The following is a 25680-nucleotide window of genomic DNA, read 5'->3' as shown; positions in this document are numbered from 1 at the left end:
GCCCGCACAAATGACCCAGCCGAAACAACCCTGCGTCTATCTCCTCGCCAGCAAACGTAACGGCACCCTGTATGTAGGCGTGACTTCTGATCTGATCCGCCGCGTATATCAGCATCGAAACGAACTGGCCGACGGATTTACCAAACGATATGGCGTCCATGAACTGGTCTGGTACGAGGTTCATGAACGCATGGAGAGCGCGATTCTCCGCGAGAAACAGATCAAGAAGTGGACTCGTGGCGCGAAAATCAATCTGATCGAGCGCGCCAATCCTGAGTGGCGAGATCTCTGGCCAATTCTGGCGAGTTCGTCCATGGAACCTGGGTTCATGCCGGGCTGTCCTACCCGGCACCCTTCGGGCCAGTGCCAATCCGCTCCCGGCGGATTGGTCCGGCACTCCCTGCCGGAATGACCTCATTACGAGCCTCGGTTGCAGCTTCCTACCTGCTGGCCATGGCGCCCTGTGCCTGAATCGCCGTAATCACCACCGTGTTGACGATGTCGGCCACGGTGCAGCCGCGGCTGAGATCGTTCACCGGCTTGGCGAGGCCCTGCAGGATGGGGCCGATGGCCAGCGCTCCGGTTTCGCGCTGCACGGCCTTGTAGGTGTTGTTGCCGGTGTTCAGATCGGGAAACACGAACACGGTGGCGCGGCCGGCCACCGGCGACCCCGGCATTTTCTGGGCGGCGACGCCGGCATCGACCGCGGCATCGTACTGGATCGGCCCTTCCAGCAGCAGATCGGGCCGGCGTTCACGGGCGATGCGGGTCGCTTCCCTCACCCGCTCGACGTCCGCCCCTGCCCCCGAGGTTCCGGAGGAATAGGACAGCAGTGCGGCCCTGGGCTCGATTCCGAAGGTCTTCGCCGTATCGGCGGAACTGATGGCGATCTCCGCCAACTGTTCGGCGGTGGGATTGGGATTGACCGCGCAGTCCCCGTATACGACCACGCCGCCTTCCAGGCACATGAAGAACACGGAAGACACGATCGAGCAGCCGGGCCGGGTCTTGATGATCTGCAGGGCCGGCAGGACGGTATGCTGGGTGGTGTGGATGGCTCCCGAGACCATGCCATCCGCATCGCCGCGGTAGACCATCATGGTGCCGAAATAGGAGACGTCGAGCATGCAGTCGCGGGCGGCATCCAGGGTCATGCCTTTGTGCCGCCTCAGCTCGAAGTAGGTTTCCGCATAGGATTCGCGCCGGCCGTCGGTGGCCGGGTCGACGATGTCCAGAACCTCGGCGTCCAGAACAATGGCGTGCCGCCTCAGCGCTTTCTCAACCTCCTGCCTGGACCCCAGCAAGGTGAGCCGGACGGCTTCGCGCTCGATGAGCAGGGCCGCGGCCCGCAGCACTCTGGCGTCGGTGGGTTCGGGCAGCACGATGTGGCGCTTGTCCGCCTTGGCGCGCTGCATCAGATTGTAGGTGAACATCCGCGGCGTAACGCCTTCGAAGCGGACATCGCGCACCTGGGATTCCAGACATTCAGTGTCCACATGCTCGTTGAAGGCAGTGATGCTGCGTTCGATTTTTCCGCGGTCGCCTGCGCTGAGCTTGCTTTTGATTTGGAGCGCCCGGGTCGCCGTGGTGTAGGTATCCGCGGGCACCGCGATGATGGGCAACGAATCCGGCAGGCCCTCGATCAGGCTCTGGATCGAAGGCTCGGGCCGCTGTCCGCCCGACAGCAACAGCCCGGCCAGCGAGGGATAGCTGGCCGAGCGGTCGGCCTGCAGCATGCCGATGATGATGTCGCCGCGGTCTCCCGGCGTAATGACCAACTGCCCTTCCCGCAGCCAGGTCAGAGCGTGCTGCAACTGCATGGCCGCTACCAGATAGCCGGACACGAGGCCGTCGAGGCGCTCTCCGCCGCTCAGGATTTCCGCGCCCAGCCGTGCAGCGATCTCCCGCACGGTGGGACTGCCGAGCCTGGCATCGAACGGGATCACCGCCTTCAGCCCGATCCTGTCGCCGAAATGGCCGGCCAGCGCGTCGCGGCAGGCGTCCAGGCGTTGCGGGTCGGCCTTGTTCAGGAATACCCCGGCCACCTGCCCGCCTCGCTCGCGGCAGGCATCTACGGCGATCGCCAACGGATGCACCGCCTCGTCCAGGGTCTTTCCCTCAGCGCTGCCGACCATCAGGACCGGCGCCCCCAGATTGCGCGCAATCTCGCAGTTGAGCTCGAACTCGAGGGAAGCCATCTCGCCGAGATAGTCCGTGCCCATGCAGATGATGAAATCGCAGCCCGCTTCCAGCCTCTTGTAAGCCGCTATGATCCGCTCCAGCAGTTCGTCGGCCCGGTTTTCGCTGAGCAGCGCCTGCGCCTCACGATAGGTCAGCGCGCAGGAATCCTCGTAGTGCTGCTGCAGGGCAAAATTTTCGAGCACGAGGGCGATGTCTTCGTCGCGACTGCCGCCGTCCGGAACCACCGGCCGGAAAAACCCGACGCGCGTCGTTTTCCTCAAAGCGAGTTCGGTCAGGCCGAGCGCCACCAGGGCCTTGCCGCTGTCTGCTTCGGTTGCCGCGACATAGAGTGATCGGGTCATGCTTGCGTCCGGTTGGATGGAAAAGCGGTTTGAAGTCGGGCGACATCTTCCGCTCTCGCGAATTCGGCCAGAGCGCGCTCGATGGCCAAGGCATCAACGCCGGACGGACAGCCGTCAAGCAACCTCGCCAGCGCGACGCGCGCCGCCCGGCCGAAGCGCCAGCGCTCTCCCAGCGCAGCGAGCAGGGCGGCGATCGAATCCCTGCCGCCGGCGGACATCCGCTCGTTCGGAGCTTTGCCTTCGACGCGCAGGACTCTTTCGATCAGGATAGCGCGCAAATATTGAAGGCTGTGGACGACATGGGTGTTCATGTCGCTGACCAGGTAATCGAAGCGCGCCGAGAACCCGGGATCGGCCAGGCACTCCCCGAAACAACCGCCATCGAGCGCCGCTGCCACGGCGAGGAAGAAAGCCCGCTGTCCGGCGTGCAATGCCGCATCGTGGAAGAATTTGTAGGCGTGTTCCAGATCGTGCAGGAAGAACTCGAAGCCATTGGCCTTGGACAGAACCGGCTCGAGCATCCGCGGATAGGCGGACAGCAGGGTCACCGGCCGTTCTCCCCTGCCCTGCATGGCCAGAACCTCCCGCGGCGAGGGAATCCGCCCGGTCAGGCGCAGTGCCCAGCGGCCTTGGAGCCACGCCAGCAGCGCCGCCGGTACCGCCGGGATCACGCCGCGGAATTGGTGCCGCTCGAGGCGGCCGCAAAGGGCTGGGGTCAGCGCTCCGGCCTCCGCGTGATCGATCGTATCGAGCCAGTCCTTGGGCGCGGCCCTGGGATCGCACCGGCTTTTGCGGGAGGCGAATCGCGCCCCGTGCAATGCGATCTGCCAGATCAGAAAGTAGCCGGTGGCATATTGGGCGTCGCCGATAGCGCCGTTGTGCCAGCGCTCGGCCAGCGCGCCGATCCGGTCGCGGAGGAGGGACTCGGCCCGCTCGGGACGCGGCGCACCATCCGGGCGGCGATCAGCGATGCCGGACACGGCCTAGCGGGGCATGTGAAAGTGGAATTCACGCACGAACAGGAGGAGCGTGACCAGCGATACGGTGGCAGTCGCGGCGATCCAGTAGGCCGGCATGATCGGATCCCCGGTTCGATTGATCAGCCAGGCCGCAATCAGCGGCGTGCTTCCGCCGAAACAGCCCACCGCCGCGTTGTAGGCGAAGGCCAGCCCGGTACAGCGCACCTCCGCCGGCACCAATTCGACGTTGGTGGCGACGATGCCCCCGCTAATCAAACCGATGATCGCGGCGAAGCCGGCTTCGCCCGTGAAAATGGTGAAAGGATCGGTGGAATGCATGAATTGGAACAAGGGGATCGCGCCCGCGGCGAGCAGGCCGAAGCCGGCGATCAGCACCGGCTTGCGGCCGAGCCGGTCGGAAATCCAGGCGGCGGCAGGCAGCAGCACCAATAGCAAGGCCATGGCCGAGGTATTCAGGTTGAACACCGTCGCCTCCGGCAAATGGTCGATATTCTTGATGTAGCTCACCGCATAAATGAAGGCCGCATAAAATCCGACGCCGAAACCCAAGTTCAGCAGCGCGACGCGCAGCATCGCCCCCTTATGCCTGGCGAAAACGGCCCGGACCGGGCTCGCGCGCTCGCCGCCCGGCAGTTCCGGCCTGAGCCCCTGCCGAACCCAATACCCTGTGAGCGCCACCAGGCCGCCCGCGACGAACGGCAGGCGCCAACCCCAGCTCAGGATCTGCGCTTCGCTCAGCACATGGGTCAGCAGGTCGCCAACCCCCGAACCCAGGAGTATGCCGGCGGAGGCGCCCCAGCTTCCCCACACCGCGGTGAATGCCCGGCGGTTGCATGGCGCGTGTTCAACCAGGAATACCAGGGAATTGGTGAACTCTCCGCCGACGGACAGGCCTTGAACGATGCGGAGGAGGACGATGGCGACCGGCGCGGCAAGACCGATGGAGGCGTAGGTCGGCAGCAAAGCCATGAGCACCGTAGGCACGGCCATGGCGACGACGGACCAGCTGAGCGCCTGCTGCCGCCCCACCCGGTCCCCGATCCGGCCGAACAGCAGGCCGCCGATCGGGCGAACCAGGAAGCCGGCGGCGAAGGCGCCGAACGAGGCGATCAGCGAGACTGCGGGATCGTCCGCCGGGAAAAACAGCTTGCCGATCGCTCCGGCGAAATAGCCGTAAACGGCAAAGTCATACCACTCCATCACGTTGCCGATCAGGCCGGCGAGGATGATGCGGTTGCGATGGGGATACACCGAGGTCGCCATAGTCATGGACCGTTTGCCGAGTTGTTTTCCGGAAGGGGGCAGGGGAACGGGATATCGTCCGGAAATGTGACGCGCGTGACAAGCTCAATCTCGCCAACGGGTCCAGCGGGACTTACAATCCCGTACGCCGGCTGCAAACGGCACCCCAAGTCGCAAGCCCCATCCACTTCAAGCCCGCAGATGCCCCGACACATGGACTTTGAGACCGGCCCGTCCTTGCCGGCGCCACTCGCCGGGGGGCAGGTTCACGTGTGGCACTGTGCAGTCGGCGACGTCCGCCCTTTCCGCCAGGAATGGTTTTCCGCCGAAGAAAAGGCCCGGGCCGACCGTTTCTCGTTGGAGACCCCGAAAGCGCAGTTCATCGCCGCCCGCACGGTCCTGCGGGCGGTACTGGGGCAGTATCTGGGGCGCGACCCGGCATCGCTCGAATTCAGCATCGGCGAATACGGAAAGCCGGCGCTTCGCGGTACCCCCGGACTGGAATTCAATATCAGCCATTCCGGCGGGCGGATCATGCTCGCCCTGGCACGGGACACACCGGTCGGCGTCGACATCGAGGCCCGACGCAGGCTGGATCATCTGGACACATTGGCCCGGCGCTGCCTTGCACCTTGCGAATACGCGGAGCTCAGCGGCCTTGACACCGATGCCATGACCCGCGGTTTCCTCCGCCTTTGGGTGCGTAAGGAGGCATTGGGCAAGGCCTCCGGACGCGGCATGGCGCTGGGTCTTCAGCGCTGCGTGTCCAGCCTCGCGGGCCCACCGCGCTGGCTCGAGATTCCACCGGAATCCGGTCCCGTGGGAAGCTGGTCGCTCGCCGAGATTCCGGTTCGGGAAGAATTTGAGGCCGCAGTCACGGTACACGCCGCGAATGCCCGGTTTTACTGGGGTGGAATCGGGCTCGACGGCGAAACTCTGAAGTTTGAAAAGCTCAAATCGCTTCTGTATGCTACGCCCGACTGCGTATTGGGAAACAACGCGGCAGCGGATTCATCGCGGTACCCTTCCCGGTAAAGCTACTTGCGCCATCGATCTCCTGCTACCAGTTCGCCCGGTCGCCGTCGGCAGCGGCATAGTTCGATCCACACTGAGAGATGAGAGAGATGAGTCAAGTTCAGCAGGGCACCGTTAAATGGTTCAATGAAACAAAAGGATACGGCTTCATTCAGCGCGAAAGTGGCGCCGATCTGTTCGTCCACTTCCGCTCCATCCAGGGCGAGGGCTTCAAGACCTTGAAGGAAGGCCAGCGGGTGAGCTTCGTGGAAGTCCAGGGCGCCAAAGGTCCGCAGGCGGATCAGGTCAACCTCATCTGACTTCCGGAACCGGATGTCTCCGAAAAACAGGCCCTGCGGGGCCTGTTTTTTTGCACCTCGTTTCGCTATCGCGTTCGGAGCTTGGACCCCGGCTGTGCTAGAATGCCGCTCATTTTGAGGTTGTGTCCCGCTCCCGGCGTGCCGCCATCCCGATCCGCGCCCGGAGACCGGACCGATATGCAGACGAAGATTCGATTAGAAAAATCCCGGGAAGGGCAAAACATATGAAAATTAACCTGATATTGGCTTACGTATTCAAGTTCATCACCTTCGTGTTCTTCAGCTTCATCATTCTGGTCTACGCCGGGCTGTTGATCCTGCTGCCGCTGGACATCATGTTCCAGGTCATCCGCATCTTCGCGGGCATCGGCTTTCCCACGGTCATCGCCGCTCTGGTCGGCATCGGCGCCCTGGGCTATGTCGGCTACAAGGTCTACCTCGCGCCCTCGCTGTACAAGCTGGTTTTCGATGTCGGCTACCAGTTGATCGAATTCACCCGCTTCCAGTTGAAGCGTTTCGACGACCTCATCGCCGCCGAACAGGCCGGCAAGAGCTGAGCGCTCCGGGTCGTCCCGACGTTTCCCCGATGCCCGGCGCCGCCGGGCATCGCTCGTTTTAAGACCCTGTACTTTCCGGATTCGCCATGTCCGCTGACCTGAAACAAACCCAACTCGCCGACTGGCGCCAGCGTGCGCTGGGCTTCGAGCGCGAAGTCGGCAAGGCCGTGATCGGGCTGGACCAGCCGATCCGCCACATCCTGATCGCCGTATTCGCCCGCGGCCACGTGATGCTCGAAGGCGACGTCGGCGTCGGCAAGACCACCCTGCTGCGCGCCGTGGCGAGGTGCCTGGGGGGCGCCTATGAGCGCGTCGAGGGCACCATCGACCTGATGCCGAACGACCTGGTCTACCACACCTACATCAACGAGTTCGGCAAGCCGCAGGTCGACCCCGGCCCGGTGCTCAAGCACGGCGAGGACCTCTCCGTCTTCTTCTTCAACGAGGTCAACCGCGCCCGCCCGCAGGTGCATTCGCTGCTGCTCCGGATCATGGCCGAACACGCCGTGAGCGCCTTCAACCGCGAACATTTCTTCCCGTACCTGCAGGTCTTCGCCGACCGCAATCGGGTGGAGAAGGAAGAGACCTTCGAGATCCCCTCGGCGGCGCGCGACCGCTTCATGATGGAGCTGCACATCGAGACGCCGGCCGACCCGGCTTTGCGCCGCGCCCTGATGTTCGACCCGAAGTTCCACGACGTCGACCGCCTGCTCGATACGCTGACGCCGGGCCTCCTGCCCTACCGCGAAATCCCGCAGATCGCGCCCGTCATCCAACAATCGGTCGCAGCCAGCGAGACCTTGCAGCAGTATGCGCTGGACCTGTGGGAGGCCACCCGCCGCCCGGCCGGCTATGGGGTTAAGCTGGACGGCATCGACATGGACCGGCTGATCCTGGCCGGAGCCAGTGCCCGCGGCGTGAGCATGATGATGCGCGCCGCCCGGGTTGCGGCCTGGCTGGACGGCCGCGAATTCGTCGTGCCGGAGGACATTCACGGCGTGTTCCGCGAGACCATCGCCCACCGCGTGTTTTTCAATCCGGTATACGAACTGCGGCGGACGGCGCTGATCGACGAACTCCTGGACGCCATCCGGCAAAGGGTCGCGGCGCCGTGATCCCGGAGTTCCACTACCGGGTCCGCTGGCGCGCCGGCGGCGCGCATCCCGGCCGCCACGCCGGCCATCAGACCGGCGGCGGCTACGAATTCGCCGGCCATGTACCGCTCGCGGCCTTCCCGGACCCGCGCAACATCGACGCCCACGCCACCCTGAACGATCCCTTCGGGCAGCTCATGGTGAAGACCTTCCGCCAGCGCAGCGCGATTCCGGTGTTCGTTATCGCGGACCTGTCGGCTTCGATGGCCTTCGCGGGCAAGGCACAGGTGCTGAGTGAGCTCGCCGCGGCCGCGGCCTATTCCGCCTACCGCAGCGGCGATCCTTTCGGCCTCCTGGTTTGTGGCGAGGCCATCCACTGGGATCTCAGCCTGCCGCTGCGCTGGCACAAGGGCGGGCTGCCCGCCGACACGGCTGACGGCCTCGCCAGGGTCCGGCCCGTCGCCCGCAGCGCCGCGGCCCTGGAAGACGCCGTGCCCCATCTCGGGCGCGGCAGGGCCCTGGTGCTGCTGGCGTCCGACTTCCATCTGGACGATGCCTTCCTGGAATCGCTGTTCGACGCGCTGCGGCCCCACGACGTCGTGCCGGTGGCTATGTGGAGCCGCGCCGAATATGACGCGCTCCCCGATTGGGGACTGATCCATCTGCGCGATCCCGAAACCGGCCAGCGACGGCGATTATTCATGCGCCCCGCCCTCAAGCGACAAGTCCGGGACGCGTTCCAGGCACGGCGGGATCGTCTGCGGGAGCTGGCCATCCATCACGGCGCCCGCGACCCGTTCTTTCTCGAAGGCCGCTTCGACGCCGACGCGTTGACCCGGTATTTCTACGAGACCTGAAGGCGGCATCATGCGCAAGTTCACCCTACCGCTCGCCATCATGCTAGCCGTCGTTGTGGTCTTCGCGCTGCTGATGAACGCCAACGACGGGGCCGCACCGGCCAAGTTCGAGAGCCAGGACGATCACGCCGCCACCCACACGATGGGCGACCCGATCGTGCGCGACGTCGTCGTGTCCACCGGTGCCGGCGTCCACATCGATCCGGCGTCCCTCCCCGCTCCCGGCGCGATCAATGAATGGGCGGAAATCCGCACGGTGGAAACCGCTTCAACCGATGAACAGACCCGAGTCCGCATCACCTACCAGGTCTTCTACGGCGTGCGCGGCCCGGAAACCGCCGAACTCCCGCCGCTGCGGCTGCGTTTCGAAGGCGACGGCGGCTCGCCGGACGTCGAGGCGCCGGCGCTGCCGGTCAGCGTCATGCCGCTGATCCCGCCCGGCATTCCCGACGAAAAGGTAGCCATCCGTGCCCTCCGCCCGGCCGAACCTCGGACTTATTCACCGTACCCGCAATGGCTGGCTCTCGGCCTAGGCGCGTTCGGCGCTGGGCTCGTCTACCTGATGTGGATGCGCGGGCTCTTGCCGCCGTTCGCCGGCCCTTTGCCGTTCCGGCGCGCCAGCCGCGAATTGCAGCGGCTGGCGAATCAGCCTTCGCCGGGCCGGGCCGCCTGCCTCGTCCTGCACCGGGCGCTGAACGAGACCGCCGGAGAGGCGGTATTCGCCAGCGGCCTGGAGGCCTTCCTCGACCGCCACCCGGAATTCGGCCGCCTCCGCGGGACGCTGGTCGAATTCTTCGCCTCGTCGCGCCGGCTGTTCTTCGAGGACGGCTCCGATGGCGAAGCCTACGCGCTTTGCCTGAAACTCGCGCGCCAGGCCCGGCGGCTGGAGAGGCGGACGTCATGAGCTTCGGGTTCGCCTCCCCCTGGTGGCTGCTGCTCGGTGTGGGCGCTTTCCTGCCCTGGCTGCGCCCCGGCCAGCCCGCCGTGGACTATTCCAGCGCTGCCATGATTCCGGAGGACCGGCTCTCCGCCGCCATCGACCGCGGACTGCGCGCCCTGGCTTCGCTGGCGCTGCTGGCGCTCGCTGCGGGCATCGCTGGCCCTTATGCGCTCGAGCAGTGGGAAGAACGGCTCGGCACCGGGGCCCACATCGTCCTGCTCATGGACCGCAGCAGCAGCATGAACGAAAACTTCTCGGGACGGTATCTCGGCGGCGCCGCCGGCGAATCCAAGAACGCCGTCGCCCGCCGGCTGCTGTCGGATTTCGTGCAGCGGCGCAGCGACGACCTGTTCGCCGTGGTCGGCTTCAGCGCCGCGCCGCGCTACGTGATGCCGCTGACCCAGGACCGCGAGGCGGTGCGGGCCGCCATCGACAGCATCGGCGACCGCGGCCACGGCATCACCAACATCGCGCCCGGCCTCGCCATGGCGCTGGATTTCTTCAACGGCAAACCGGTGACCGGCGCCCGCATCATCCTGCTGGTCTCCGACGGCGCCACCCGCATCGAGGACGAGTCCCAGGACCTGATCCGGCAGTGGTTCCAGGACGGCCAGGCGCGGCTGCACTGGATTTACCTGCGAAGCAAGAACAGCGCGCCGCTGGAGCGGGCACCGACGGAGACCAGCGAAAACGCCTCGTCCGAATACCTGCTGCACCGGTATTTCCAGAGCCTGGGGGTACCTTACACGGCCTACGAAGCGGAAAATCCACAGGCGGTGGAAGACGCCATCGCCGACGTCGAACGCCTGGCCAACCAGCCCTTGCGCTACCTCGAAAGAATCCCCAAACAGGATTGGTCCCGTTTCTTTTACGGCTGCGCCGCGGTTCTGCTCTTGCCCCTGCTCGCGGCCAAATCCCTGGAGGTGCGCGCATGGTAACCGGAGTCAAGCTCCGCGAGGCCCTCGCCTCCGGACTCCTTCTGCTCGGCCTGGCGGTCGCCGCCGGCTCCGGTTATCGCCTGATCGTCCTGGCGCGGGAAAACGCAGCCATCCACGATCCACGGGACGTGACTCTGGACGAGGACACGGCACCGGAAGTGGTCTTCGCCAAGGCCCAGGCACTGGACCGGGAGGGCGACTACCAAGAGGCGCTGAGGCTCTATCACACGATCCAGAACGACCCGGTCCCGGCATTCCGGCAACGTGTCCACTACAACATGGGCACGATCTATCTGCGCGAGGCGGCCAGCCTGTGGAATGCCCGCGGCGTGCTGGAATACGCTCGCGTCCATGCCCTGGTGGAGATGGCCAAGGAGAATCTGAAGGAAGCGCTGCGGCTGAACCCGGACGACCAGGACGCCCGCTTCAATCTGGAATACGCCTTCCGCATCACCCCGCCGCCCAAGGAAAAGGAGAAGGCCAACTGGCAGGGCACCAAGTCCTCCGTGTTCTCCACCCTGCCCGGCATCCCCGGAGGCGGACCGTGAAACCGCGGTTCGGCCGGCCCTTCGCGGGGCTGGCGATGGCCGCGCTGCTCGCCCTGCTGGCCTGGGCCGATCCGCGCATCCCGCTGGAACAGCCGGTGTTCCGCTACCTGTTCGTGCTCGACATCACCCAGAGCATGAACACCCGCGACTACCACCTCGAAGGCCTGCCCGCCGATCGGCTCGGCTTCGCCAAAGCCGCGATGCGCCGCGCCATCGCCGACCTGCCTTGCGGTTCCGAAGCCGGGCTGGGGCTGTTCACCACCCAGAACGTGGAACTGCTGTTCGAGCCGCTGGAAGTCTGCCGCCATGCCGGCGTGATCGAGGACGTGCTGGAGCACATCGACTGGCGTACGGCCTGGGCCGCCGACAGCTACATCGCCCAGGGGCTTAACGCTGCGCTGCGCATCGTGAAGAAGCGCGGGCCCGGCCTCCGGCTGGTGTTCCTCAGCGACGGCCAGCAGACGCCGGACGATCCGGTCCGGCCGGAGCTCCAAGTCAAGCCGGGCGAAGTCCAAGGGCTCATCGTCGGCACCGGCGACGTCAAACCGGTGCCGGTGCCCAGGCTGGACCGCGAAAACCGCCCGCTGGGGTTCTGGGAAAAAGCCGACATCCTGGCGCCGGTGACGACCACCGCTTACCTTGACGCGTCCACCGACTCCACCCACCGGCGCAAGAACGACGGCAGCCTGTATTTGTCCTGGCTGCACGAAGCGGAGCTGAAGGAATTCGCCAACACGGCCGGGTTGGGCTATCTGCGGCTCGATGCGCCGGAAACCCTGAGCCGGGCCCTGCGCGATCCCGGACTCGGCGAGCTGCGCCGGGTGCCCACCGGCATCGGCTGGATACTCGCCCTCGGAGCCTGGGTGCTGGTACTCTGGCCCCATATCGTCCCGAACTTGAAGGCTCGCCATGTCTCCGGCTAAGCTGCTGATCGTCATCGGGCTCGGCGTCGCTGCCCTGGGCGCGCTGCTGCATTTCGCGCCCGGCCTGTTCGGCTGGTTCGGACGGCTGCCGGGAGACATCAGGCTGGGCGACGAAAACCGCACCGTCTTCATTCCCATCGCTTCCATGATCGTGATCAGCATCGTCATCAGCCTGATACTGAATCTGTTTTTCCGGCGCTGAGCAAGCAAACCTGTGAGGGCGGCTTTCAGTCCGCAAACAATCGCGGACCGAAGCCCACTCCTACATTGTTACCACCCTTATAACCATGACCGAACCCGAGAACCTTACCCCGCCCCGCCGCATCCGCAGCTTCGTGCTCCGGCAAGGCCGCATCACCGATTCGCAAAAAAGCGCCCTGGACAATCTCTGGCCACGCTACGGCCTGGACCCGAACGCACCGTTCGACCCAGTCGCGGTATTCGGCCGCAAGGGTCCGCTCACCCTGGAAATCGGCTTCGGCAACGGCGACAGTCTGGCGGCGATGGCCGAGAGCCTGCCCGAGGAGGATTTCATCGGCGCCGAAGTCCATCCGCCCGGCGTCGGCCATCTCCTGATCGAGCTGGACCGGCGCAGGCTGGAGAACGTCCGGGTGTTCCGGACCGATGCCGTCGAATTGCTTGAGAAACGCATTCCGGAAGCCAGCCTGGCGCGCATCCTGGTGTTCTTTCCCGATCCCTGGCACAAGAAGCGTCACCACAAGCGCCGCCTGATCTCGCCGGAATTCGCCCGGCTGGCCGCCTCCCGGCTGGCGCCGGGGGGCGTGTTTCATGCCGCCACCGACTGGGAAAACTATGCGATGCAGATGCTGGAGGTGTTGAACGGCTGCGAGCTGCTGGCAAACCGGGCGCCGGACGCACGCTTCAGCGAACGGCCGCCGTACCGCTCGCTGACCAAGTTCGAAAGCCGCGGCCAGCGGCTGGGCCACGGGGTGTGGGATCTGGTTTATCTACGATCCTGAATTTCGCCCGCGATCCCGTCCCCCGACAGCCATCGTACGACCTCGGCCGCCGGCACCGGCCGGCTGAAATAATACCCTTGCACCTCGTCGCACCCCGCCTCCTCAAGAAATTCGAACTGCTCCGCCGTCTCCACACCTTCGGCGAGAACCTTCAGACGCAGTTGCTTGGCCAACGCGATAATGGCGCGCGTAATCGTGGCGTTGTCCTCCGTACCGGTCACGTCACGAATGAAGGACTGGTCGATTTTCAGCTTGTCGACGGGGAAACGGCGCAAGCGTCCGAGCGAGCTGTAACCGGTCCCGAAGTCGTCGATAGCAAACCGTATGCCCCGCTCCCTGAGTTTCTGCAACATTTCAGCCATCCGCCCGGCATCGCGCATGACCGCGGTCTCGGTCAGCTCCAGTTCGAGAAAAGCGGGATCGAGCCCGGTGGGCGACATCAGCGCATCGAGCTGCTCCGCGAAATCGCCTTTCTGCAACTGCAGCGCAGACAGGTTGACCGCGATGGGGACGATGCTGAGCCCGTCAGCCTGCCAGGCGCGCTGCTGGCGGCAGGCTTCCTCCAGCACCCACCGGCCGATCTGATTGATGAAACCGGTTTCTTCAGCCACCGGGATGAAACGCAGCGGCGGCACCCAGCCCATCTCCGGATGCCGCCAGCGGATCAGCGCTTCCAGGCCGACCAGCCGGCGGGAAGACACCTCGATCTGCGGCTGATAGTAAAGCAGGAACTCCCCGTTCGACACGGCTTGATGCAATGCGTTTTCCAGGGCAAGCCGCTCGGCGGCGACGGCGCTCATCTCTGCCGAGAAGAATTGGTAGCTGTTGCGGCCCAGAGATTTCGCATGGTACATGGCGACGTCCGCACTCTTGATCAGACTCTCCGCATCGGCGGCGTCGTGGGGATAGAGACTGATGCCGAGGCTCGGCGTTACGACGAGTGTCTGGCCGCCGACGGCATAAGGTTCTGCGACGGACGACATGATGTCGTCCGCGACATGTGCCGCTCGCGTCGCATCGCAGCTCGCCAGCGCGATGATGAATTCGTCCCCGCCCTGGCGCGCCACGGTGTCGCCCAGGTCGGCATTGGCCTTCAGCCGGTCCGCCACCTGCTGCAGCAGTTGGTCGCCCACGCTGTGCCCGAGCGAATCGTTGATGGTCTTGAAATGATCCAGATCGAGCACCAGCAAGGCGATCCGGCTCCGGTCCCGTTCCGCCGCCTCGATGAGCTGATCCAGCCGTACCTGGAAGAAAGCCCGGTTCGGCAGACCGGTCAGGTCGTCGTGGTAGGAAAGGTAGCGGATCTGCGCTTCGGCCTGCTTGAACTCGGTGATGTCGGTAAAAATGCTGACGTAGTGCGTCGTCTGCCCATCGGCTCCCTTGACTGCCGATATCGACTGCCATTCCGGAAAAACATGGCCATCGCGGTGCCGGTTCCAGATTTCTCCGCTCCAGTAGCCTTCGGTTTGCAGCGTGTGCCAGAACTGGGCGTAGAAGTCGGCATCGTTCTGTCCCGAGTTCAGCAATCGCGGATTCCTCCCAAGCGCCGCCCCGGACGGGTAGCCGGTGATGCTCTCGAAAGCCTGATTGACCGAAACGATCGTCCCCTGGGCATCGGTAATCATGACGGCGTCTCGGGTATGGCTGAATGCCACCCCTGCCAGGCGCAGTTGCTCTTCGGCTCGCTCGCGTTCAGTCACCTCGTACAGCGACAGGACCAGATACTCCACCCTTCCCTCCCCATCCAGGATGGGCACCAGACTCCAGTCCCAGTAGGTCGTCCCCCGCTCCGGCTGATCGGGAAATACGAACGGCCGCGCAAACGTTTCGTAGGGAAGTCCGCTGCGAACGACTTCGTCGAAGATCGAACGCGCCTCCGAAGGGTAGAGCTCGAAATGATTGCGGCCCGTGAATTCGGAAACTTCCCGGCGGCACGCACGGGCATAGGCGGGATTGACCCTGACGAAATTGAAATCGCGGTCGAGAATGGCGAGGCATCCCACGTTGTGATTGAACACCGCCTCGGCGAGGTCGAACCGCTCCTTGTTTTCCCTTTCGACGCGCCTGCGCTCGGTGATGTCGCGGGAAATTGCGGCGACGCCGGCCGTCCGTCCCGCGGAGTCGTGGAACGGAAACACCGTCTGGGAAACCGGAACGTCCGTTCCGTCTCGCCTCCGCCGGACCGTCTCGAACTGGACGAAATGCTCCCCTTGGCCGACGCGGGTGAGGAGGTTCCGGGCTTCTTCCCGCCGGTCGGTAGGACATAGGCGAATCACCGGCTGGCCGACGATCTCGCCAGCGGAATAACCGTAAATCCGTTCCGCCGCCCGATTCCAGCTGATGACGATCCCCTCGAGGCTGGCGCCGATGATCGCATCGTCGCTGGCTTCCACGATGGCCGCCAGCAGGCGGCTGCCGTCCTCCAGCCTACGCTGCTCGCTGATGTCCTGCACTGTCCCCACTGATCGCAGGGGCCGGCCGTCGTCGCCGTAGAAGGTTTCGCAGCGCTCGCAGACATACTTGAGCCGTCCGTCCGGCATGAGCAGACGGTGAACGATTTCGTAAGGCAGCCTTTCGGCGACCGAGCGGCGGTATGCCTCGTCGACCGCTTCCCGGTCGTCGGGATGCACGAGGGCGAGAAACGCCTCGTAGGACGCCCCAAACTGTTCGGGATCGATCTCGAAAATCCGGTAGACCTGATCCGACCACGCCAGCCGGCCTTCGGCCAGATCGAGTTCCCAACTGCCGAGATTCGCCACCCGCTGCGCCTCGCGCAGATGGAAGGCGCTCCGCCGCAGTGCCTCCTCGGCCTGCTTGCGGGGCGTGATGTCGCGGTTGCTGACCCGCCGCCCCAGATATTCGCCGTGTTCGCCGTAAACCGGCCTGCAGACATGGCCGATCCAGCGTATCTCGCCATCGGAGCGGACGATGCGGAAGTCAGATTCCATCTCGGACGGCCGGCCGGCGAACTCCATGAGATGGCCGGCCATCAGCGCCCGGTCGTCCGGATGCACCATACGCTCCAGCAATCCAGGGTCCCGGGACAGGGCCTCGACGGTATAGCCGGTGATTCTTTCGCAGGAGGGCGATACATATCGAAGCCCGCCATCCGGCGCCTGCCAGTATTCCCAGTCGTAAGTGAAGTCGGCGACGATACGGTAGCGCCGCTCACTGTGCGCCGTGCGCGCCGCGGCTTCACGGAGCCGCTGGCGGCTGGCGACGATGCCTGGCACCAGCAGCACCGCCGAGAGGGCGGCCGCCATGACGGCCGGAGAAACGCCCGAAACCGGCGCCGAATCGCCAAATCCCGCCTGAAGCGGCCCCAGCCATAGCCAAGTCCCGAAAAACGCGCCGGAGCCCAGCAGCCAGATCCACGGCCTGTCTCTGCACAGGACCGCGCAGGCCAGCACGGGTAAAACGAAAGCAACACTCGAACAGAAAGTCAGGTAGCCCATTTGCTGCCGCCATGCCGAGGCCCACATCCCGCGCCCTGTCCCGGCGCGAGCCTGCTGACACCCGTGTTTTCCACCAGCCTCTTCACGAGAAGAGGCGCCACCATCTATCGAGGAAGTGTGACCGACCGATGCCGCATTAGTTCAAAAAGGCCGCGAGTTGTTGCAGCGGCGGCAGAATCAGCATCCTGGCCAACTGGATGCCGATCAGCGGCACGAGCGGGGAAAGATCGAGCCCGCCGGCCGGCGGCAGCAGGCGGCGGCAGCGGCGCAGCAGCGGCTCGGTCAAACCGGTGAGAAGGGAGGCGGCCGGATTGTAGGGCATCCGACCGAACCAGCTCAGCAGGGCGCGGGCGATGATGCAGAAGAAAAAGATGTTGAATACGAGATCGAGCAGATCGTGAACCGACCAAACCGCCAGGGCAGCAACCGAAACAGCGACGGTGCCCTGAAGCAGAAACACCAGATAGCTAGCCAGCATCTGCAGCGCCAGCATCAGGACCAGCGCAGCGGTGTCGACCCTGCCGAGTGCCGGAATAAAGCGCCGCAGCAACCTGAGCGGCGGATGAGTGACCTTGACCAGAAATTGCGATATGGGGTTGTAATAGTCCGCACCGGTCCATTGCAGCAGGAACCGCAGGACCACGGCGAGTATGTACAGGCCGAACAGCGTTTCCACCAAGAACACCGCCGGATTGACCAGATAGCCCAAGTCCATCACTCCTCTCCCAGGTCCCGCGCCAGCTCGATCGCTCGCGCATGAGCGGCCGATACGGCTTCTTTCACGATTTCACGCAGCCCTCGTTCCTCGAACACGCCGATGGCCTGCTCAGTCGTCCCCTTGGGGGAGGTGACCCGCTGCCGCAGCTGAGAAGGACCTTCTTCGGACTCGATGGCGATGCGGGCGGCCCCGAGCGCGGTCTGCTGTACCAGAAGGCGTGCGATCGCCGGATCGAGACCCAGGTCCGCGGCGGCATTTTCCATCGCTTCCATCAGCAGGAAGAAGTAGGCCGGTCCGCTGCCGGAAATCGCCGTGACGGCGTCCAGCGCCTCCTCCCGCTCGACCCAGACGGTCACGCCGACGGCACGTAGGATGCTCTCGGCCTCGCTGCGCTCGGCCGAGGTCGTCTTGCCGTTCGCATGCAGAGCGGTCGCGGAACTCTTGACCAGCGCCGGGGTGTTCGGCATGCAGCGGACGATCGCTTGGCCGCCGCCCAGCCAGCGGTCGATGGCGGACTCGCCGACGCCGGCCACGACCGACAGCACCAGCGGCCGGGTTTCCGCAACGAGGTCCGCCACGCCTTCCGCCACTCCCCGCAGGATCTGCGGCTTCACAGCCAGGACCAGGATTTCCGCCAGCCCGGCCACCCGCCGGTTGTCTCCGCTCACGTTCACGCCGAATTTCAGCGAAAGCGCATCCAGCTTGGCTTCATCCACATCCGATACCCAGATGTCACGGGCCGGGTAACCATCGGCCACCAGGCCTCCCACCAGGCTCGAGGCCATGTTGCCGGCCCCGATGAACCCAAGTGTCTTGTGCTTCATTTTCCTGCCCTCTCCACTGAGAAACATGCAATGTCATAGTTTATCGCAAGCACTTCGGAATCCGTCGTCAGATCCCGGTGCGCGGGCGCCGGCCGAAAATCGCGGTGCCGATGCGCACGAGGGTCGCCCCTTCCGCCACCGCCGCCTCGAGGTCATCGGACATGCCCATGGACAGCGTATCGAGTTCCGGCATGTCCAGTCCATTCAGCAGCTCCCGCAGGCGACGGAAAGCGGCAAGCTGCTCCCCGGCTTCGGCGGTCGGCGCCGGAATCGCCATCAGACCCCGAAGGCGCAGCCGCGGCAAGGCGGCGACCGCATGCGCCAGCCCGGCCAGACCGGCCGGCGCCACCCCGGCCTTGGTCGACTCCCCGCCGATGTTGACCTGGATGCAGACATTCAATGGCATCATGTCTTCCGGGCGCTGGTCGCTGAGGCGCTGGGCGATTTTCAGGCGGTCGATACCGTGCACCCAGGCGAAGCGCTCGGCGATGGGCCGGGTCTTGTTCGACTGGATCGGACCGATGAAGTGCCAGAGGATGTCGAGGTCGGCAAGGGCGTCCTGTTTCTCCATGGCCTCCTGCAGATAATTTTCGCCGAACTCCCGCTGGCCCAATCCATGGGCCGTACGCAACACCGCTGCGGGCTGGGTTTTCGAGACGGCCAGCAACCGCACCGAGCCTTCTGGACGGCCGCACGCCAACTCCGCCGCCCGAATTCTCCGCCGCACCGCCTGTAAATTTGCCTCGAGTTCCAGCATCGCACACACCGTTGGCTATACTTTTCGTTCCGAATTTTACCCGACTGCGCCCGATGGATATCGCCGAACTGCTCGCCTTCTCGGTCAAAAACAGATCCTCCGACCTGCATCTATCGTCCGGACTGCCCCCGATGATCCGGGTCGACGGCGATATCCGGCGCATCAACGTGCCGCCGCTGGAGCACAAGGAAGTCCACGCCCTGGTCTACGACATCATGAACGACAAGCAGCGGCGCGATTTCGAGGAATTCCTGGAAACCGATTTCTCGTTCGAACTGCCCGGCGTCGCGCGTTTCCGCGTCAACGCGTTCAACCAGGACCGGGGCGCAGCGGCGGTGTTCCGGACCATCCCCTCGAAGGTCCTCACACTAGAGGAACTGGGCTGCCCGAAATTCTTCCAGGACGTCACCCGCCAGCCGCGCGGATTGATCGTGGTCACCGGTCCCACCGGTTCGGGCAAGTCCACCACGCTCGCGGCCATGATCGATTACATCAACTCCAACGACTACTCCCATATCCTGACCATCGAAGATCCGATCGAATTCGTGCACCAGAGCAAGAAATGCCTGATCAACCAGCGCGAGGTGCACCGCAACACCTTGGGGTTCAACGAAGCCCTGCGCTCGGCGCTGCGCGAAGACCCGGACGTGATCCTGGTGGGTGAAATGCGCGACCTCGAAACCATCCGTTTGGCGCTCACCGCGGCCGAAACCGGCCACCTGGTGTTCGGCACCCTGCATACCAGTTCCGCCGCCAAGACCATCGATCGTATCGTCGACGTATTCCCCGCCGCGGAAAAGGAGATGATCCGCTCCATGCTCTCGGAATCGCTGCAGGCGGTGATCTCGCAGGCGCTCATCAAGAAAGCCGGCGGCGGCCGGACCGCGGCCTGGGAGATCATGGTCGGCACCCCGGCCATCCGCAACCTGATCCGGGAGGCCAAGGTCGCCCAGATGTATTCGGCGATCCAAACCGGCCGCAAGGACGGCATGCAGACCCTGGACCAGCACCTGCAGGAACTGGTGGAAAAAGGGGTCGTGACCCGCCAGGTCGCCCGTCAAATCGCCGTCAATAAAGCCGCGTTCTAGCCCGGAGCCCCACGATGGAATTCGAATCGCTGCTCAAGCTGATGGTACTGAAGAAAGCGTCCGATCTCTTCATCACCGCGGCCAAGGAGCCCTGCATGAAGGTCGACGGCGCCATCGTGCCGCTGTCCAGCACCAAGCTGAGCGCCGAACAGGTGCGTCAACTCGTACTCGGCATCATGAACCAGCGCCAGCGCGACGAGTTCGAAAACACCAACGAATGCAACTTCGCACTGTCCGCGACCGGGCTTGGCAGGTTCCGGGTCAGCGCCTTCATCCAGCGCAACAGTCCCGGCATGGTGCTGCGCCGGATCGAAACCGAGATTCCCACCGTGGAACAGCTCAACCTGCCACCCATCCTCAACGACCTGGTCATGACCAAGCGCGGCCTGATCCTGTTCGTGGGCGCGACCGGCACCGGCAAGTCCACTTCGCTGGCGGCGATGCTCAAGTACCGCAACGAGCACTCCAGCGGCCACATCATCACCATCGAGGATCCCCTGGAGTTCGTACACCCGCACGCGGGCTGCATCGTCACCCAGCGCGAAGTCGGCATCGACACCGAATCCTACGAAGTCGCGCTGAAGAACACCCTGCGGCAGGCGCCGGACGTAATCCTCATCGGCGAGATCCGCACCCGCGAGACCATGCAGCAGGCCATCACCTTCGCCGAAACCGGCCACCTCTGCCTGAGCACCCTGCACGCCAACAACGCCAACCAGGCGCTGGATCGCATCCTCCATTTCTTCCCGGAAGACATGCATCCGCAGCTGTTCATGGACCTGTCGCTGAACCTGCGCGCCATCGTCGCCCAGCAGCTCGTCAAGCGCGCCGACGGCAAGGGGCGCTATCCAGCGGTGGAAATCCTCATCAATACCCCTCTGGTCTCGGACCTGATCCGCCAGGGCGAGGTCCACAAGCTCAAGGACGTGATGAGACAGTCGCGCGAACAGGGCATGCAGACCTTCGACCAGGCGCTGTTCGAATTGTTCAAGGCGGGCAGGATCGGCTACGAGGATGCCCTCTACTCCGCCGATTCCAAAAACGAAGTCCGCTTGATGATCAAGCTCAGCGAAGAAGGCAGCATCGACAAATACGCGCCCAAGGACGACTCAATCCGGATCGTCGAGGACGACGAGTAGAAATGAACTTTAACCCGCGATTCCGGGGATGGTCGCGGGCTAAAACCCGCTCCCGCCTATCCGGCTACTTGCAGTGCGCAGGCTTCTCGGCGTCCTTTGCCGCCTGCCTGACCATCTGGTCCAGGCTCATGCCCGATTTCGGCGTCAGCACATCTCCACCCGTGGCTTGGGCAATGCAGCTCACGGCGCCGTCGCCGACGATGTCGACCACGTTGATCTTGAGTTTGGGCTTGGCCGCCTTGACCGCCGCGGCGATGGAGCAGGGGTTGGCGTTGCAGCTGTCCTTGCCGTCCGACACGACGACCATGACCGCCGGCGCCCTCACGCCGTCCACCTTGTTCGCGGCCTGCACGATCCCGTTGCCCAGTGGCGTGCCCTTGCGCGGAATCAGGCCGTTGACCCGCTGCAGGAGCTGGCCCCGGCGGGCACTGTCGTACATGCCGTAGTCGGAAGCCTGCGGGCAGTCTTCCAGTACCACCAGGCCGACGTCGACGTCGCCGGGCAGGCCGCTCACCACGTTGTTGACCGCCCGCTGGGCGGCCATCAGGCGGGTGGGGCCGCGGCCGGCCTGGGTGATCGACTCGTAGGCGCCGATGAGATCCGCACAGACCACGGGGGCGAGCAGCCCGCTGTCCATCATGCAGCGTTCGAAGCGGGCAATGAGCTGGGCGCTGTTCCCGTCGAGAACGGAAGGGATGCGCATGCTGCCGGAAGCGTCGAGCACGATCGCGACATCCGGCGCGTCCTCGGGGGGACGTTCACCGGGACAGGGCGGCAGGCCCTCCGCCGCCTTGGCCGGCTTGGGCGATGCTTCCGGAACGGGCGAAACGCCGGGAGCCGCGGTCGCCTCGGCCTTCTCGGGCGGCGGCTTCTTGCCGCAGCGGCTCAGTTTGGCTGCGAGTTTGGCTTTCAAAGCGGTCAGCTTGGTGCGCAGCCTCGCCGACTCGGCCAGTTCGCCGCTCAGTTTGCCATTGCCGCACTTTTCAAGCCGAGCCGCCAGTTCGCTCCGCAAGCCGCTGACCCGGGTGCTCAGGGCGTCGTGCTCCTTCGCCATGGCTTCCAGCGCCGCCTTGTCCCGGCATGTTTCCAGGTTTCGAGCCAATTCAGCCGTCAGTGCCTCCAGTCTCCCCGACAACAGCGCCCCCTCCTGCGCCAAGGCATCGCGCTGGGCCTGAAGCGCGCATAGGCCCTGGGACCTTGCCAGCTCGGACTGGCGTTCGAGCAGAGCGCGCCGCAAATCGTCGCCGGCCTGCCGCTCGGCGGCGAGCATGGCCACGTAGTCCGGCCCCCAAGGCGGCCAGCGCCACAGGTCGAGATGGAGCGCGGCCCACCCCAGGCCGGCTGCCAGCAACAGGCCGGCCATGGCCAGCCATAGCCGGCGGAAAAGCTTCGCCGACGATCGACCGGAAGGCGAAGCGGCAGGCTCGATCCGCGTCGCGACGCCGTAGCCCCAGAACGTCAGTACCGGCTGGCCGTCGACCACATAGACCGCGGATTCATCGGGAAAATCCGCCGCCCGCCGCATCGCCTCGGCCAGGCTCGGATCGGCGGAAGCCAGCCGCTCCGCCAGCGCCTGCATGGCCTGGATACGGTCGTCCAGCAGGTTGCGCGCACGCCGTAAGGCTTCCCCGGACAGAGAACGCAGCGGAATGGGCTGGCCCGCCAGCCCGGTGTACCAATCGATCCATGCTCCGTCCCCGCTCGGCGCCGGCTCTGCCAGGAGGGTCGCCGCGGCGGGGGAAAGATGACGCCGCATCGCCTCGCACAGCCGTGCGTGCAATGCCGCATCCGGCCGGTCGGCGTGCGGGAGCGGGTAGGCGGCGGCGGGGGATCGGCAAATGCGGAGACGGCTCATCGGCGCAGCTTCAACGGAGAATGCCGGTATTCCGGCTTTGTTGCGACATCGCGCCGCATCGCAGATGGACGCGGAGGCGGCGGTAGGTTTCGGCGTCGACGCTGTCCCTGAACACGGGGACTGCGACCCTGCCGCCCTCCGTCGAGAAATGCAGCACCACGCAAAGCGAAGAAGCGAAACTCGATGCCATCAGCTTCGCCGCGAAGGTCTCTCCGCCGGATGAAATCAAGCGCCAGGCATCCGTGCCGTCGAAACGCACACCGAAGCCTCGGCGACTCCGAAGCAAAGCGGCGTATCCAGCTAGGCCCATGATCAGACCCAGCTTGGCCGGCAGCGGAATTCCCGCGGTCCAGATGCCGGCGCAAGCCAGCAGGCCGACGGCGCACGTGGCCAGTGAATGAATACGCGAGGGCGCGGGTTCGACGATCAGCATGCCGCACGCTCACCGGTGGCGAGAGCGCGGAGTTTGGCCGCCATGGCGGCCAGCGACGGATCGTCCAGACCGGCGAGGCCGGTCAGGCAACGCCAGAGTTCGGTGTCCTGCATGTCCAGGAGACGCTCGAATGCATCCCGCTCGGCGGCGTCCGCATGCCGGTAACCGCCGTCCACATAAAGCGCGAGCATCCGATCCAGTTCGGCCATTCCCCGGCGGCAACGCCACAGCAGCCGGCCCTGTCCGTTCATTTTTGACGCTCGACCAGCAGTTTTTTGATCTCGGCGATCGCCCGCGCCGGATTGAGGCCTTTCGGGCAAGCCTGGGTGCAGTTCATGATGGTGTGGCAGCGGAACAGCTTGAAGGGGTCTTCCAGCGCATCCAGGCGCTCGCCGGTGTTTTCGTCCCGGCTGTCGGCGATCCAGCGGTAGGCCTGCAGCAGAGCTGCCGGCCCCAGAAAGCGGTCGCCGTTCCACCAGTAGCTCGGGCACGAGGTGGAACAGCATGCGCACAGGATGCATTCGTGCAGGCCGTCCAGCTCGAAACGCTCCGCCTTGCTCTGCAGGCGCTCGCAGTCCGCGGGCGGCGGCGTCTGAGCCGCGATCCAGGGTTTGATCGACGCATACTGAGCGTAGAAATGGGTCAGGTCCGGTACCAGATCCTTGACGACCGGCTGGTGCGGCAGCGGATAGATCCTGACCGGTTCGCCGCAATCGCTCAGGGGCTTGGTGCAGGCCAGCGTGTTGCAGCCGTCGATGTTCATGGCGCAGGAACCGCACACGCCCTCGCGGCAGGAGCGGCGGAACGCCAAGGTACTGTCGATCTCGTTCTTGATCTTGATCAGGGCATCCAGCACCATCGGCCCGCAGCGGTCCAGGTCGATGGGGTAGGTGTCGAGCCGCGGGTTTCCGCCCGCATCCGGTTCCCAGCGGTAGACCTGGACGACCTTGATCCGCCGCGCGCCTTCCGGCGCCGGATAAGTCTTGCCCGGCTGGACCACCGAATTCTTGGGCAAATTGAACAAGCCCATGGCGCCGCTCCCAAAGGTGTTGAGATATCGAATCAGCCCGCCCCGCCGGTCGGTGTGCCGTGGATGCCGCCGGTGGTCAGCGCCACAGGGTCCAGCAGACGCTCCAGTTCCTCGCGAGCCATGCCGGTCAGCTCCATCGCCACCTCCAGCACCGGACGGCCGGTCCTGTAGGCCGTCTTGGCGACTTCCGCGGCCTTCATGTAGCCGATGACCGGATTGAGAGCGGTGACCAGGATCGGATTGACCGCCAGCGCGCGCTGCAGATTGTCCTCGCGCACCCGGAAATCGGCGATGGCCTTGTCGGCCAGCAGGCGGGCGATGTTGCCCAGCAGCTCGATGCTCTGGAGCAGATTGTAGGCGATCACCGGCAGCATCACATTGAGTTGGAAAGAACCCGACTGCCCGGCCACCGTGATGGTGGCATCGTTGCCGATCACCTGCGCCGCCGCCATGCAGGCGGCTTCCGGGATCACCGGATTGACCTTGCCCGGCATGATGGAACTGCCGGGCTGGAGCGCGGGCAGCTCGATCTCGCCCAGGCCGGCCAAGGGCCCGGAATTCATCCAGCGCAGGTCGTTGGCGATCTTCATGATCCCGACGGCGATGGTCTTGAGCTGGCCCGACAGTTCCACCGCCGCGTCCTGGCAGCTCAGGCTCTCGAAGAACGAATCGTTCGGCCGGAACGGCAGTCCGGTGGCATCGGCCAGCGCCTCGGCGAAGCCGGATGCGAAGGCCGGATCGGCGTTGATGCCGGTGCCCACCGCGGTGCCGCCCTGCCCCAGCTTGTACAGCCGCGGCAGGCTCGCCCGCAGCCGGTCGACGCCGTTGGCCATCTGCAGCGCCCACCCGGAAAGCTCCTGCTCCAGCCGCACCGGCATAGCGTCCATCAAATGGGTGCGCCCGGTCTTGACTGCGTCCGGGTGCGCCGCGCCCTTGTAGCGGATCGTCGCCGCCAGGTGCTCGAGCGCCGGGATCAGCTGCTCGTTGAGCGCCAGCGCGGCGCTGACGTGGATCGCCGTGGGGATGACGTCGTTGCTGCTCTGGCCCATGTTGACGTCGTCGTTGGCGCTCACCGGCGTTCCCAAGCGCCGGGAAGCCAGCGTCGCCAGCACCTCGTTGACGTTCATGTTGGTGCTGGTGCCGGAGCCGGTCTGGAACACGTCGATCGGAAACTGTTCGGCGTAGGCGCCACCGACGATGTCTTCGGCCGCTGCGACGATCGCCCCGCCCTTGGCGGCCTCCAGATGCCCCAGAGCCACGTTGACCTTGGCGGCGCACTGCTTGATCCGGGCGATGGCGCGGATGAACGCCGGCGGCAAGCGCAGCCCGCTCACCGGGAAATTGTCGATGGCGCGCTGGGTCTGGGCCGCGTAGAGCGCAGCCGCCGGCACCATCAGCTCGCCCATGCTGTCTTTTTCGATGCGATAGTCGTTGTGGCTCATGGT

At 65.1% G+C, this 25680-nt stretch carries 26 protein-coding genes; 14 read left to right on the top strand and 12 right to left on the bottom strand.

Features of this window, described 5'->3' with window-relative positions:
- The first annotated feature begins 10 nt into the window (after positions 1–10).
- Positions 11–412 carry a GIY-YIG nuclease family protein gene (locus tag OOT43_RS01340; protein ID WP_266022853.1) on the top strand — a complete coding sequence of 134 codons (402 nt, stop codon included), beginning with the start codon at positions 11–13 and terminating at the stop codon, positions 410–412.
- A 28-nt stretch (positions 413–440) separates the two neighbouring features.
- On the opposite strand, the gene pta is transcribed toward OOT43_RS01340, so the two are convergent.
- From pta to OOT43_RS01325, 3 genes are read right to left on the bottom strand one after another with little or no spacing between them, the layout of a single operon-like run.
- The gene (gene pta / locus OOT43_RS01335) at positions 441–2543 is read right to left on the bottom strand and encodes a phosphate acetyltransferase (RefSeq protein ID WP_266022852.1); all 2103 of its coding nucleotides are present in this window, start codon (positions 2541–2543) and stop codon (positions 441–443) included.
- Entirely contained in the window at positions 2540–3523 is a 984-nt protein-coding gene (locus OOT43_RS01330; RefSeq protein WP_266022851.1) for a hypothetical protein, read from the bottom strand. Before OOT43_RS01330 ends, pta begins: the two co-directional genes overlap by 4 nt.
- A 3-nt stretch (positions 3524–3526) precedes the next feature.
- Positions 3527–4792, bottom strand: coding sequence for an MFS transporter (locus tag OOT43_RS01325; protein WP_266022850.1), 1266 nt, complete (start codon positions 4790–4792; stop codon positions 3527–3529).
- 186 nt (positions 4793–4978) lie between these two features.
- Between OOT43_RS01325 and OOT43_RS01320 the strand changes: the two genes are divergently transcribed.
- The 11 genes from OOT43_RS01320 to trmB all read left to right on the top strand — a co-directional run bounded on the left by OOT43_RS01320 (position 4979) and on the right by trmB (position 12936).
- A complete protein-coding gene (locus tag OOT43_RS01320) occupies positions 4979–5800 on the top strand; it encodes a 4'-phosphopantetheinyl transferase family protein (RefSeq protein WP_266022849.1) in 822 nt (273 codons plus the stop codon).
- An 89-nt stretch (positions 5801–5889) separates the two neighbouring features.
- Positions 5890–6099, top strand: coding sequence for a cold-shock protein (locus OOT43_RS01315; protein WP_266022848.1), 210 nt, complete (start codon positions 5890–5892; stop codon positions 6097–6099).
- Between the two features lie 224 nt (positions 6100–6323).
- The gene (locus OOT43_RS01310) at positions 6324–6656 is read left to right on the top strand and encodes a hypothetical protein (RefSeq protein WP_266022847.1); all 333 of its coding nucleotides are present in this window, start codon (positions 6324–6326) and stop codon (positions 6654–6656) included.
- 86 nt (positions 6657–6742) lie between these two features.
- The gene (locus OOT43_RS01305; protein ID WP_266022846.1) at positions 6743–7771 is read left to right on the top strand and encodes an AAA family ATPase; all 1029 of its coding nucleotides are present in this window, start codon (positions 6743–6745) and stop codon (positions 7769–7771) included.
- Positions 7768–8607 carry a DUF58 domain-containing protein gene (locus tag OOT43_RS01300; RefSeq protein WP_266022845.1) on the top strand — a complete coding sequence of 280 codons (840 nt, stop codon included), beginning with the start codon at positions 7768–7770 and terminating at the stop codon, positions 8605–8607. Before OOT43_RS01305 ends, OOT43_RS01300 begins: the two co-directional genes overlap by 4 nt.
- A 10-nt stretch (positions 8608–8617) precedes the next feature.
- Positions 8618–9511 carry a hypothetical protein gene (locus OOT43_RS01295; protein WP_266022844.1) on the top strand — a complete coding sequence of 298 codons (894 nt, stop codon included), beginning with the start codon at positions 8618–8620 and terminating at the stop codon, positions 9509–9511.
- Complete coding sequence (locus OOT43_RS01290) at positions 9508–10485, top strand: vWA domain-containing protein (protein WP_266022843.1); 978 nt, start codon at positions 9508–9510, stop codon at positions 10483–10485. The genes OOT43_RS01295 and OOT43_RS01290 overlap by 4 nt, the downstream gene beginning before the upstream one ends.
- Positions 10479–11033 carry a YbbN family protein gene (locus OOT43_RS01285; RefSeq protein ID WP_266022842.1) on the top strand — a complete coding sequence of 185 codons (555 nt, stop codon included), beginning with the start codon at positions 10479–10481 and terminating at the stop codon, positions 11031–11033. Before OOT43_RS01290 ends, OOT43_RS01285 begins: the two co-directional genes overlap by 7 nt.
- Positions 11030–11956 (top strand): vWA domain-containing protein, encoded by a 927-nt coding sequence (locus tag OOT43_RS01280; RefSeq protein ID WP_266022841.1) that lies wholly within the window; start codon positions 11030–11032, stop codon positions 11954–11956. Before OOT43_RS01285 ends, OOT43_RS01280 begins: the two co-directional genes overlap by 4 nt.
- Positions 11943–12158: a DUF2905 domain-containing protein gene (locus OOT43_RS01275; protein WP_266022840.1), complete on the top strand. Its 216-nt coding sequence runs from the start codon at positions 11943–11945 to the stop codon at positions 12156–12158. The genes OOT43_RS01280 and OOT43_RS01275 overlap by 14 nt, the downstream gene beginning before the upstream one ends.
- Positions 12159–12243: 85 nt before the next feature.
- Positions 12244–12936, top strand: coding sequence for a tRNA (guanosine(46)-N7)-methyltransferase TrmB (gene trmB, locus OOT43_RS01270; RefSeq protein ID WP_266022839.1), 693 nt, complete (start codon positions 12244–12246; stop codon positions 12934–12936).
- On the opposite strand, the gene OOT43_RS01265 is transcribed toward trmB, so the two are convergent.
- The 4 genes from OOT43_RS01265 to OOT43_RS01250 all read right to left on the bottom strand — a co-directional run bounded on the left by OOT43_RS01265 (position 12921) and on the right by OOT43_RS01250 (position 18690).
- On the bottom strand, positions 12921–16391 hold the full coding sequence (locus OOT43_RS01265; RefSeq protein WP_266022838.1) for an EAL domain-containing protein: 3471 nt from the start codon (positions 16389–16391) through the stop codon (positions 12921–12923). The genes trmB and OOT43_RS01265 overlap by 16 nt on opposite strands.
- A gap of 136 nt (positions 16392–16527) precedes the next feature.
- Positions 16528–17106, bottom strand: coding sequence for a YggT family protein (locus OOT43_RS01260; protein ID WP_266022837.1), 579 nt, complete (start codon positions 17104–17106; stop codon positions 16528–16530).
- Positions 17106–17933: a pyrroline-5-carboxylate reductase gene (proC, locus tag OOT43_RS01255; protein WP_266022836.1), complete on the bottom strand. Its 828-nt coding sequence runs from the start codon at positions 17931–17933 to the stop codon at positions 17106–17108. Before proC ends, OOT43_RS01260 begins: the two co-directional genes overlap by 1 nt.
- Positions 17934–18000: 67 nt before the next feature.
- Positions 18001–18690 carry a YggS family pyridoxal phosphate-dependent enzyme gene (locus OOT43_RS01250; protein ID WP_266022835.1) on the bottom strand — a complete coding sequence of 230 codons (690 nt, stop codon included), beginning with the start codon at positions 18688–18690 and terminating at the stop codon, positions 18001–18003.
- Between the two features lie 53 nt (positions 18691–18743).
- Here OOT43_RS01250 and OOT43_RS01245 point away from each other — a divergent pair, with 53 nt between their 5' ends.
- Positions 18744–19778, top strand: coding sequence for a type IV pilus twitching motility protein PilT (locus OOT43_RS01245; protein ID WP_266022834.1), 1035 nt, complete (start codon positions 18744–18746; stop codon positions 19776–19778).
- 14 nt (positions 19779–19792) lie between these two features.
- On the top strand, positions 19793–20917 hold the full coding sequence (locus OOT43_RS01240) for a PilT/PilU family type 4a pilus ATPase (protein WP_266022833.1): 1125 nt from the start codon (positions 19793–19795) through the stop codon (positions 20915–20917).
- Between the two features lie 64 nt (positions 20918–20981).
- Here OOT43_RS01240 and OOT43_RS01235 read toward each other — a convergent pair whose 3' ends face one another.
- The 5 genes from OOT43_RS01235 to OOT43_RS01215 are packed head-to-tail and all read right to left on the bottom strand — an operon-like array spanning position 20982 to position 25677.
- Positions 20982–22772: a VWA domain-containing protein gene (locus OOT43_RS01235; RefSeq protein ID WP_266022832.1), complete on the bottom strand. Its 1791-nt coding sequence runs from the start codon at positions 22770–22772 to the stop codon at positions 20982–20984.
- Positions 22773–22782: 10 nt separating this feature from the next.
- Positions 22783–23205 carry a protein YgfX gene (locus tag OOT43_RS01230; RefSeq protein ID WP_266022831.1) on the bottom strand — a complete coding sequence of 141 codons (423 nt, stop codon included), beginning with the start codon at positions 23203–23205 and terminating at the stop codon, positions 22783–22785.
- On the bottom strand, positions 23199–23456 hold the full coding sequence (locus OOT43_RS01225; protein WP_266022830.1) for an FAD assembly factor SdhE: 258 nt from the start codon (positions 23454–23456) through the stop codon (positions 23199–23201). Before OOT43_RS01225 ends, OOT43_RS01230 begins: the two co-directional genes overlap by 7 nt.
- Positions 23453–24235, bottom strand: a complete 783-nt coding sequence (locus OOT43_RS01220; RefSeq protein ID WP_266022829.1) for a succinate dehydrogenase iron-sulfur subunit — start codon at positions 24233–24235, stop codon at positions 23453–23455. Before OOT43_RS01220 ends, OOT43_RS01225 begins: the two co-directional genes overlap by 4 nt.
- A 32-nt stretch (positions 24236–24267) precedes the next feature.
- On the bottom strand, positions 24268–25677 hold the full coding sequence (locus OOT43_RS01215; protein ID WP_266022828.1) for a class II fumarate hydratase: 1410 nt from the start codon (positions 25675–25677) through the stop codon (positions 24268–24270).
- Positions 25678–25680 lie beyond the last annotated feature (3 nt).

The sequence above is a fragment of the Methylococcus mesophilus genome, assembly GCF_026247885.1.
Lineage (GTDB): Bacteria > Pseudomonadota > Gammaproteobacteria > Methylococcales > Methylococcaceae > Methylococcus > Methylococcus mesophilus.
Note: the sequence above shows the minus strand (reverse complement) of the source record. Positions and strands in the feature narration are given on the sequence as shown.